Origin of the sequence: Phocaeicola sp. HCN-6420 (assembly GCF_037890145.1) — a bacterium.
Classification (GTDB): Bacteria; Bacteroidota; Bacteroidia; order Bacteroidales; family Bacteroidaceae; genus Phocaeicola.
This window is the reverse complement of record NZ_JBBKBJ010000083.1, coordinates 1-668: the sequence shown is the minus strand read 5'-3', so window position 1 is coordinate 668 and position 668 is coordinate 1. Positions and strand designations below refer to the sequence as shown.

Annotated in this window: 1 protein-coding gene; it reads left to right on the top strand. The window is 53.3% G+C overall.

Annotated features, from left to right (window positions below; all coding sequences use genetic code 11):
* Positions 1 to 245 precede the first annotated feature (245 nt).
* Positions 246 to 668, top strand: a 423-nt coding sequence (locus WKT12_RS16460) for a transposase (protein ID WP_340320331.1), incomplete at its 3' end; no start/stop codon positions are given.

Here is a 668-nt window from a genome sequence, read left to right as displayed (position 1 = left end):
CCCATTGGATCTGCGTCGCAGGGGCAATCTCCCGTCAGGCGCGGATGGCGACGTAATGATAGAGCTTCCTTCCGGAATCAGAATCCACCTTGACAGCCATGGAAACCCTGAACTGATATTTGGATTGATACACAAATTATGCGGCCATGTTCTGTCTGAATGATACCATGCGCTATTTCCTGTGTCCCGGAAAGACGGACATGCGCAAGGGAATCAATTCTCTGTGCGGAGTGGTTCACGACCGGATGATTCAGCAGGATACAATGGAACAGATAATCAGGAGTCAACAGGAGCAGATAGCAGGTCTCCTGGAGACTAACCGTTCCCTTGTCGAATCCAACGGGAAACTGCTGGAACAGACGGATGCGCTGCAACAGAAGATACGGGAACTGCTTTCACAGATAGCATGGCTGAACCGTCAGCTTTTCGGGCGGAGAAGTGAGAAGCTGGCAGCCCTGGATCCCAACCAGCTCTCCCTGTTCGATCCCGTTCCTGCAACCGGACAGAGTGAAGACATCCGGGAAGAGGACAGCAGCGCAGCGGTTCCTTCAAAAGCAAAGCCCGATGGAAAGAAGAAGGAATCCCGGCGTAACCGCGAACTCCTGGAGGGACTGCCGGTAGTTGAAGTGGTGATTGAACCCGACGGGGTAGATTTGGACCGTTACAGG